Here is a 9711-nt window from a genome sequence, read left to right as displayed (position 1 = left end):
CTAAGGTAGCGAAATTCCTTGTCGGGTAAGTTCCGACCTGCACGAATGGCGTAACGACTTCCCCGCTGTCTCCAACATAGACTCAGTGAAATTGAATTCCCCGTGAAGATGCGGGGTTCCTGCGGTCAGACGGAAAGACCCCGTGCACCTTTACTATAGCTTTACACTGGCATTCGCCAAGGCATGTGTAGGATAGGTGGTAGGCTTTGAAGCAGGGACGCCAGTTCTTGTGGAGCCATCCTTGAAATACCACCCTTATCTTCGTGGATGTCTAACCGCGGTCCGTTATCCGGATCCGGGACAGTGTATGGTGGGTAGTTTGACTGGGGCGGTCGCCTCCGAAAGAGTAACGGAGGCGCGCGATGGTGGGCTCAGACCGGTCGGAAATCGGTCGTCGAGTGCAATGGCATAAGCCCGCCTGACTGCGAGACTGACAAGTCGAGCAGAGACGAAAGTCGGTCATAGTGATCCGGTGGTCCCGTGTGGAAGGGCCATCGCTCAACGGATAAAAGGTACGCCGGGGATAACAGGCTGATGACCCCCAAGAGTCCATATCGACGGGGTTGTTTGGCACCTCGATGTCGACTCATCGCATCCTGGGGCTGGAGCAGGTCCCAAGGGTATGGCTGTTCGCCATTTAAAGCGGTACGTGAGTTGGGTTCAGAACGTCGTGAGACAGTTCGGTCCCTATCTGCCGTGGGTGTAGGAATATTGACAGGATCTGTCCCTAGTACGAGAGGACCGGGATGGACGTATCTCTGGTGGATCTGTTGTCCTGCCAAGGGCATAGCAGAGTAGCTATATACGGAATGGATAACCGCTGAAGGCATCTAAGCGGGAAACCAACCTGAAAACGAGTGTTCCCTATCAGAGCCGTGGAAGACGACCACGTTGATAGGACGGGTGTGGAAGCATGGCAACATGTGAAGCTTACCGTTACTAATAGCTCGATCGACTTCTTCGTTCCCATTGTTCATGCTCATCAAAGATGAGCATCATCTGTTCTGTCCTGACGCGCATAGCGCTCCGGACGGGCCGCGCCACAGGGCGCGACGACCTCTGGTCTGTATGGCAAACATACGGGATGGGTCGCAGAAAGACGTGTTAAATTAAATGAAGCGCAAGCTTCCCAGCTTCTCGAAACAACACTCATGTGAAAACATGAACTGTGTTGCGTTTTGCCGACCTGGTGGTTATCGCGGGGCGGCTGCACCCGTTCCCATTCCGAACACGGCCGTGAAACGCCCCAGCGCCAATGGTACTCCGTCTCAAGACGCGGGAGAGTAGGTCGCTGCCAGGTCTGCAAAACGCAACAAATATCTTCTCACTCACAAAAAGGGCTTCAAGCCCTAATCAAAAGGCCGCTGAAGCGGCCTTTATGCTATAATAATCCAGCGCACAATGTGCCAAAACAAATCGGTCACCCAATGAGGGTGCGTCCCTTAAAGGAGACAAATCGCCTTCGGCAATTTGCTCCGGAACTATACATCACAGCGTCCCTGTGATGCAGTCGCGATAAATCCAATAGGGATTTACGCTGGTAATGACATTTTTGCTAACGCAAAAAGTCGGATAACGCGGGGTGGAGCAGCCCGGTAGCTCGTCAGGCTCATAACCTGAAGGCCGCAGGTTCAAATCCTGCCCCCGCAACCAATATCTTCAAGACTATCAACAACAAAGCCCTCCCATCCCGGAGGGCAATTTGCGTTTAGGGCGTTGGATACCGCAAATGACTTGCTGGCGGTATAGCCACGTGGGGCTCTGATAGCGTGCACCTAGGCCTTTGTAAAACACGAGCCGGAACAAGCACTTCAAGCGCTCAGAGCGGCATTCACTTTGTGATCAGGGTTTCCGCGTCACCGACGTGGCGTTGTTTCGGCAGATTTGGGCAAGGTCGCAGGCAGGCGTTTTCTATCTAGCGCCTCCGTAGCTGCCTCGAGCCGAGCCACGCGCTCTTCCAAGGAGAGGAGATAGTCCCCCTGCAAATCATCGATACCGAGGAGTGCTTCTTCCCATAGACGCCATTTTTCTAAGAAGTGCTTCAGCATGTGCTGTTTTCTCTCGATCGATTTCACTGGAATTTTCTATGTCGCCCTATCTTGGGCCGGGCGGTAGCAGACACGCAGGCACTCTCAAGTCTTCAAGGACATGCTCGCTCGAGGGTGCAAAGGAGCAGGCTCACCCCGTGCGCTCCGCAAGAAAGGTCACCTCTGCCGGTTGCCGCAATCCGCTCGCGACAACGGACACTTTCAGTCGACCCGCAAGCGCATCGTCGAACGTCGCGCCGATCACGACATCGGCGTTAGCGTCGACCTCTTCGCGCACGCGCGTGGCTGCTTCGTCCACATCGAACAGCGTCATGTCCGGTCCACCGGAAATCGAGACGAGGAGCCCTTTGGCACCTTTGACCGATGTGTCGTCAAAAAGCGGATTAGCAATCGCTGCTTCGGCGGCAGCTCTTGCACGTCCTTCGCCTGCCGCTTCTCCCGTGCCCATCACAGCTCGGCCCATACCGCGCATCACTGACCTTAGGTCGGCGAAATCGAGATTGATAAGCCCTTCCCTGACAATCAGATCGACGACGGAGCTGACGCCTGCATAAAGAACCAGATCCGCCATTTCGAAAGCCTCAGCAAACGTCGTTGTGGCATCTGCCACCCGGAAGAGGTTCTGATTTGGGATCACGATCACGGCATCCGCGCTTTCGGCTAAACACTCTACACCGTGTCGGGCCATTCGCATTCGATGTATGCCCTCAAATGCGAATGGCATGGTTACCACGCCGACCGTCAGTATTCCGGCCTTCCGCGCAGCTCGAGCTATAACAGGCGCGGCGCCCGTTCCAGTGCCGCCCCCCATGCCCGCGGTCACGAAACACATATGCATCCCGGTCAGATTGTCCATCACTTCGTCGATCGTTTCTTCGGCCGCCGCTTGTCCGACCTCGGCGAGTGATCCGGCCCCAAGCCCGCCAGTCGCGATCAGGCCGAGTTGCACAACTCGTGGGGCTTTAGACATGGAGAGAGCTTGTGCATCGGTGTTTGCTGCAATGAATTCTACCCCTTGCAGCTTCTGCGCCATCATGTTGTTGACCGCATTACCACCACCGCCGCCGACGCCTATAACGGCAATCCTCGGTTTGAGGTGCAGTATGTCCGGTGTCGTGCCCAAGGTTTGGTTCATTGACGTTCAAGTCCCAAGCAAAAACAGTTTCAGCGTGTGGTGGCGCGACGGTGATCCTCAGCCAGCGCCGTTTGCCTTCGGCCACCGCCGGAACACTGCGCTCGCATTGACACCGCCAAAACCGAAACCATTGGATATTGCGAATTCAGCGTCTAATTGGCGCGCGTGGTTCGCCACAAAATCGATGCCTTCGGCTTCCGGATCCGGAGCATTCAGGTTGAGAGTTGGCGGCGCAATCTGGTGCTGGAGTGCCAGAATGGTGAAGATTGCTTCCAATCCTCCAGCCGCGCCAAGTAGGTGTCCTGTCGCTGACTTCGTCCCGCTGACAGCGACAGTCTTCTCGGAACCAAAGATACTTTTGATGGCCCTGATTTCGCCGAGGTCTCCGACCGGGGTCGAGGTGGCGTGGGCATTCAGATGACCAATTTCGCGGGGGGAAATGCCTGCCTGCGCAATGGCGATCTCCATGGCTCTTTTGGCACCGTTCCCGTCTTCTGGTCCTGACGTGATGTGATGAGCGTCGGCTGTCGTGCCGTAGCCGACGAGTTCGGCAATTGGTGTAGCGCCGCGAGCAATTGCGTGGCTCAGGGATTCAATGACAAGCATGCCCGCTCCTTCGCCCATGACAAAGCCATCGCGTGATGTGTCGAAGGGGCGCGATGCCTTGTCCGGCGTTTCGTTGAAAGCAGTCGACAGAGATCTGGCGGCTGCAAAACCTCCGAGGCTGACGATGTTCATGCAGGCTTCTGTTCCGCCGCATATCGCAATTTCGGCTTCATTTGACCGAATAAGCCTCGCAGCATCGCCAATTGCCTGAACGCCGGCGGCGCACGCGGTTACCGGTGCACCGAGAGGGCCTTTGAAGCCATGACGGATTGAGACATGCCCTGCTGCGAGATTGACCAGAAACGACGGTATGGTGAAGGGCGAAAGGCGACGGACACCGCGTTGATCGACGGTGCGGACCGCTTCGGTTATCGCAGGAAAGCCGCCGATACCGGACGCGATAATCGTCGCGGTCCTCAGCCGTTCCTCATTCGAGGTCGGCTTCCAGTTTGCTTGTGCAAGCGCTTCTTCCGCGGCTGCCAGTGCAAATATGATAAAACGGTCGACCTTGCGTTGGTCCTTCGGAGCCACAATGGTGTCGGGATCGAAGCCGCCCTCGGGATCTTCCATCAATGAGGGGACAACGCCCCCGATTTTCGATGGAAGGTCCGCCACCACGTCGTCACCCAGCCGTCGAATGCCACTTCGACCCGCGAGCAGGCGCGACCAGGAGATACCGACATTCGCTCCAAGGGGACTGACAGCTCCCATTCCTGTGACAACGATACGACGCATGTTTTACACCTGTTCTTCGTTTAAATTGGCATGCCTTCGGCATCCCGACCGACGGTGCGGTCAGGGCCTGTTCTCCGGATATGCAGTTTCTTCAGTGCCTAAATCGCATCCGCCCGAATCCGACGCGGCGACTGCGTTTGGCTTTTGTTTTCCCTAGCTACCGAGCGCGATCCTCAGGCCGCATGATCAGCGCCTGCGATGCGCCTGATTTCCTCCGCCGCTGCGTCGAGGATTCCTTGAGACGTATTCTCGTCTTCCATGATCCGCGACAGGGTAACGGCGCCGACCATGAGAGACAGGATCGCCATCGCCTTGCCGCTGGGATTGGAGCTTCTGGTGTCATCAAGCAGTTCATTGAGCACCTCGAAGTGAGCGCGTATCCCATCCTCGAATGGACGCCTGACTTCTTCACTCTGCCGAGTAGCGTCCGACCCCAGTGCCACCAGGGGGCAACCTTCTGCCTTTTCTCCACGGTGGTCCTTTGACAGATAGAACGCCATCACTGCTTCGAGAGGATCGGAACTGTCCGCAGCCGCTTCAGACCATCTGCGTGTAGCGCTTTCCATCGCGCGCCTCGAAGCCTGGGCTGCAAGATCGTCCTTCGATGCAAACTGCTTGTAGAACCCGCCTTGAGTGAGTCCTGCACCCTTCATCAAATCTTTCAGGCCAATGCCATCGAATCCGTGCTCGCGAAACAGACGGCTGGCAACGTTGATCACCGTCTCCCGATTTTCCTCGGCTTGTGCCCGGCTCACTCTCATATCGACCTCCGGTTAGATTTCGTTTGACATTTATAGCGCATATAGATTTAGATCGCAATCTAAATCATTTGCACCGCTGGTCAAGAAGAGAACTTACAATGAAACGCAAACATGTCCTGACTGTCGTGGGTCTTGTCGCAGCGGCTGGGGCCGCCGCCTTTTTCCTCGTTTCTGAAACCCCAAAACGGGAAGCCGAGGCCGCAGACCCAAGGACGGCTTCACCACTGGTAAGGATTGCGGAGGCGAAAAGGACCGGCAGGGCCGACCGGTCATTCACCGGGACGGTCGCATCGCGCGTTCAAAGCAATCTCGGATTTCGCGTTCCCGGTAAAATCGTGGAGCGGCTGGTCGATGTCGGTCAGCAGGTCAAACAGGGCCAACCGCTGATGCGCATTGATGAGACCGATCTTCAGCTTGCACTGACGGCAAAGCGGAATTCGGTCATATCAGCGCGTGCTATTCTGCTTCAGGCGCAAGCCGATGAGAAGCGCTATGCGGCACTGGTCAAGAATGGCCTCGCGGCCACGCCCCAGCGTTATGAACAGGCAAAGGCGGCTCTCGATACAGCGACAGCACAGCTTGCGGCGGCCGAGGCCGAAGCGGAGGTTGCCGAGAATGCGGCAACCTACACCACTCTTGTTGCTGACTCGGATGGAACGGTCGTCGAAACTCTCGGTGATCCGGGACAAGTGGTCGCCGCCGGCCAGACGGTTGTTCAACTTGCAAAGGCGGGCCCTCGCGAGGCGGTCGTCTGGCTGCCTGAGACACTGCGACCTAAGGTGGGATCGGAAGCACAGGCCAGTGTTTATGGAAGCGACGGGCTTAGTGGAAACGCCAGACTGCGACAGATCTCCGATTCGGCTGATCCTCAAACGAGAACCTATGAAGCGCGCTACATTCTTGAGGGTGATGCGGCATCAGCACCGCTTGGCGCCACTGTAACAATCAGAACACCGGATGCCGAACGCCAGTCGGAGGTCGCCGTCCCCGTCGGCGCCATTCTGGACGACGGTAATCGCACAGGCGTTTGGGTCGTCGACGGCGCCACGTCAAAGGTGAAGTTCACCCCGATTAAAGTTCAGCAGATTGGCGAGGAGACGGCATTTGTCACGGGGATCGGGACCGGGGAGCAGGTCGTTGCCCTCGGCGCGCATCTTCTCGACGATGGTGCGACCGTCAGGATTGCCTCGAGCCAAGAGGTGAAAAACTAATGCGCTTCAACCTGTCAGCCATCGCGGTTCGCGAACGCGCCATCACCCTGTTCTTTATCGTGCTGCTGGCCGCAGCCGGCGTCTACGCTTTCGTCAAGCTGGGGCGCGCCGAGGATCCGTCCTTCACCATCAAGACATTGACGGTCACGTCAGTCTGGCCGGGTGCAACAGCGCGAGAAATGCAGGACCTCGTCGCCGAGCCGCTTGAGAAACGTATTCAGGAACTGACCTGGTACGACCGCGTCGAGACCACAACGAGGCCAGGTTACGCTTTCCTGACCGTCACCCTCAAGGATAACACGCCGGCAAGTGCGGTTGCTGAAGAGTTCTATCAGGCGCGCAAGAAGCTTGGCGACGAAGCCCGCAATCTCCCCCCGGGCGTGATGGGCCCATTCGTCAACGACGAATATTCTGACGTGAGTTTCGGCCTCTATGCCCTGAAGGCAAAGGGAATGCCGATGCGCGATCTCGTTCGGCAAGCGGAAGTCATCCGCCAGGACCTCCTGCACGTGCCTGGCGTCAAGAAAATCAACATCGTCGGCGAGCGCCCCGAGCAGATTTTCGTCGAGTTCTCCTATGCGAAGCTCGCGACACTCGGCATATCCGCGCAGGATATCGCTTCTGCGTTGCAGCGGCAGAACACGGTCACGCCTGCGGGTTCAATCGACACACGAGGCCCACAGGTCTTTATCCGCTTCGACGGAGCTTACAACAGTGTGCAGGCGATTGCCGACACGCCGATCGTTGCTGCTGGACGAACCCTGAAGCTCTCCGATCTTGCAGAGGTGCGACGCGGTTATCAGGATCCCGCCACGTATATCATCCGCCACGAGGGTGAACCGACAATCATGCTGGGTGCGGTGATGCAGGCGGGATGGAACGGTCTTGATCTCGGCAAGGCGCTTGAGGCTCGCTCTGCCGCCATTGCGCAAACATTGCCGCTGGGGATGACGCTTACCAAAGTCAGCGACCAGGCCGTCAACATCGATGAAGCCGTCGGCGAGTTCATGCTCAAGTTCGCGATGGCGCTTGGCGTGGTTCTGTTTGTCAGTCTGGTGGCACTTGGCTGGCGCGTTGGTATTGTTGTCGCACTTGCTGTGCCACTCACCCTTGCGGTCGTCTTCCTCATCATGCTGGAGACCGGGCGCTTCTTCGACCGCATCACGCTTGGCGCTTTGATTCTCGCGCTTGGCCTTCTAGTTGACGATGCCATCATTGCCATCGAAGTGATGGTGGTGAAGATGGAAGAGGGCATGGACCGCATCAAGGCGGCCGCCTATGCCTGGAGCCATACGGCAGCGCCGATGCTGTCCGGCACGCTGGTCACGATCATCGGACTGATGCCCGTGGGTTTTGCCAAATCGACCGCAGGCGAATATGCCGGCAACATCTTCTGGGTCGTGGGCTTTGCGCTCATCGTATCCTGGATCGTCGCCGTCACCTTCACGCCCTATCTCGGTGTGAAGATGTTGCCCAACATCAAGCCGGTCGAGGGCGGTCATCACGCCATCTATGACACGCCGAATTACCGCCGTCTGCGCTCCGTCATCGAGTTCGCTGTCCGCCATAAGTTCATGGTCTGCGCCGTGGTCGGCATTTCCATGGCCGTTTCGGTCGTTGGAATGGGCGGCGTGAAACAACAGTTTTTCCCGACGTCGGATCGGCCTGAGGTGCTGGTCGAGGTGCGCATGCCCGAGGGCACGAGCATTGAGGCGACGACATCTGCGGTGAAGAAAGTCGAGGACTGGCTGCAAACTCAGCCTGAGACCAATATCGTCACGTCCTACGTAGGACAGGGCGCACCCCGGTTCTTCTTTGCCATGGCACCGGAACTACCTGACCCTGCCTTCGCCAAGGTCGTCGTGCTCACACCCGATGCCCACGCTCGTGAAGAACTGAAGCATCGCCTTCGTGCAGCTATTTCGGAGGGTCTTGTTCCTGAAGCGTCCGTCCGCGTCACCCAGCTTGTGTTTGGTCCTTACACGCCGTTCCCGGTCGAGTTCCGGATCATGGGTCCCGATCAGGATGAACTCTATAGGATTTCTGAGCAGGCTCTGGCGATCATGAAGACTATACCCGATGTTCGCCAAGCCAACCGTGACTGGGGCAACGGAACACCCGTTCTGCGATTTGTGCCCGACCAGGAGCGGCTCAATCTGATTGGTCTTTCTCCATCGGAGGCAGCCCAGCAGTTGCAGATGCTGCTCTCCGGCATCCCAGTTACGCAGGTGCGCGACAATATCCGCAACGTGCCCGTCGTCGCTCGCAGTGCTGGCGAAAACCGCCTCGATCCGTCACGTCTTGCCGACTTCTCTCTAATGAGCAGGGATGGCCGTCAGGTTCCGCTGGATCAACTCGGGCACTCCGAAATCCGGTTTGAAGAACCTATTCTGAAGCGTCGTGACCGCACGCCTGTCATCACGATCAGGTCTGATATCAACGAGGCGACGCAGCCTCCGGAGGTTTCCCAACAGGTTATGAAAGCTCTGCAGCCACTCATCGCGTCGCTTCCCGTTGGATATCGTATCGAGATGGGCGGCAACATCGAGGAGTCTCTCAAGGCCAATACGGCACTCGCTCAGGTGTTCCCGGTGATGATTGCTGCCATGCTGATCGTCATCATTCTGCAGGTTCGCAGTCTCTCGACAATGACAATGGTGATGCTGACAGCGCCGCTTGGTCTTGCCGGGGTGGTTCCGACCCTGCTCCTGTTCAATCAGCCTTTCGGCTTCAACGCCATTCTCGGCTTGATCGGACTGGCGGGTATCCTGATGCGCAACACGCTTATCCTGACAGAGCAAATCAAGGAGAACCAGGCGGCAGGGCTCGATGACTATCATGCCGTTATCGAAGCGACAGTGCAGCGGACACGACCCGTGATCCTGACGGCTCTCGCGGCGATCCTGGCGTTCATACCTCTGACCCACTCAGTATTCTGGGGGTCGATGGCCTATACCCTGATCGGTGGAACGGCAGCAGGCACGGTGATGATCCTGCTCTTCCTTCCGGCTCTCTATGCTGTCTGGTTCCGGATCAAGCCACCCAAGGCAGGTGCCGAAAAAGAGACGGTCGAGCACGTAGGGCAGCCACTGGCGCTCGCGGCAGAGTAGGGGCGTCCATGCGTGCCGGCTCAAACCTGAAGAGTGGTGTGACGGCGGCGTTCAAGGGCAGCAGGAGCCGAACAATGCGTGGCCTCACACCATCTGGCCGAGCAC

Annotated in this window: 6 protein-coding genes, 1 tRNA gene and 2 rRNA genes (1 of these 9 only partly in view); 5 read left to right on the top strand and 4 right to left on the bottom strand. The window is 57.5% G+C overall.

Features of this window, described 5'->3' with window-relative positions:
- From ACZ5A6_RS22260 to ACZ5A6_RS22250, 3 genes are all read left to right on the top strand, one after another.
- A 23S ribosomal RNA gene (locus ACZ5A6_RS22260) occupies positions 1 to 964 on the top strand; it begins 1843 nt to the left of the window's first position.
- Between the two features lie 221 nt (positions 965 to 1185).
- Positions 1186 to 1300 (top strand): 5S ribosomal RNA (rrf, locus tag ACZ5A6_RS22255).
- A gap of 276 nt (positions 1301 to 1576) precedes the next feature.
- Positions 1577 to 1653, top strand: a tRNA-Met gene (locus tag ACZ5A6_RS22250).
- Between the two features lie 203 nt (positions 1654 to 1856).
- Here ACZ5A6_RS22250 and ACZ5A6_RS22245 read toward each other — a convergent pair.
- The 4 genes from ACZ5A6_RS22245 to ACZ5A6_RS22230 all read right to left on the bottom strand — a co-directional run bounded on the left by ACZ5A6_RS22245 (position 1857) and on the right by ACZ5A6_RS22230 (position 5285).
- Positions 1857 to 2075: a hypothetical protein gene (locus ACZ5A6_RS22245; protein ID WP_336509981.1), complete on the bottom strand. Its 219-nt coding sequence runs from the start codon at positions 2073 to 2075 to the stop codon at positions 1857 to 1859.
- 103 nt (positions 2076 to 2178) lie between these two features.
- The gene (gene ftsZ / locus ACZ5A6_RS22240; RefSeq protein ID WP_112292336.1) at positions 2179 to 3183 is read right to left on the bottom strand and encodes a cell division protein FtsZ; all 1005 of its coding nucleotides are present in this window, start codon (positions 3181 to 3183) and stop codon (positions 2179 to 2181) included.
- A 57-nt stretch (positions 3184 to 3240) separates the two neighbouring features.
- Positions 3241 to 4524 carry a beta-ketoacyl-ACP synthase II gene (fabF, locus tag ACZ5A6_RS22235; RefSeq protein ID WP_060642809.1) on the bottom strand — a complete coding sequence of 428 codons (1284 nt, stop codon included), beginning with the start codon at positions 4522 to 4524 and terminating at the stop codon, positions 3241 to 3243.
- A 173-nt stretch (positions 4525 to 4697) separates the two neighbouring features.
- Positions 4698 to 5285, bottom strand: coding sequence for a TetR/AcrR family transcriptional regulator (locus tag ACZ5A6_RS22230; protein ID WP_003519277.1), 588 nt, complete (start codon positions 5283 to 5285; stop codon positions 4698 to 4700).
- 98 nt (positions 5286 to 5383) lie between these two features.
- Here ACZ5A6_RS22230 and ACZ5A6_RS22225 point away from each other — a divergent pair, with 98 nt between their 5' ends.
- Positions 5384 to 6496, top strand: coding sequence for an efflux RND transporter periplasmic adaptor subunit (locus tag ACZ5A6_RS22225; protein ID WP_111800173.1), 1113 nt, complete (start codon positions 5384 to 5386; stop codon positions 6494 to 6496).
- Positions 6496 to 9606: an efflux RND transporter permease subunit gene (locus ACZ5A6_RS22220; RefSeq protein WP_111800172.1), complete on the top strand. Its 3111-nt coding sequence runs from the start codon at positions 6496 to 6498 to the stop codon at positions 9604 to 9606. The genes ACZ5A6_RS22225 and ACZ5A6_RS22220 overlap by 1 nt, the downstream gene beginning before the upstream one ends.
- Positions 9607 to 9711 lie beyond the last annotated feature (105 nt).

The sequence above is a fragment of the Agrobacterium sp. 6Ca8 genome (genome assembly GCF_055382765.1).
Note: the sequence above shows the minus strand (reverse complement) of the source record. Positions and strands in the feature narration are given on the sequence as shown.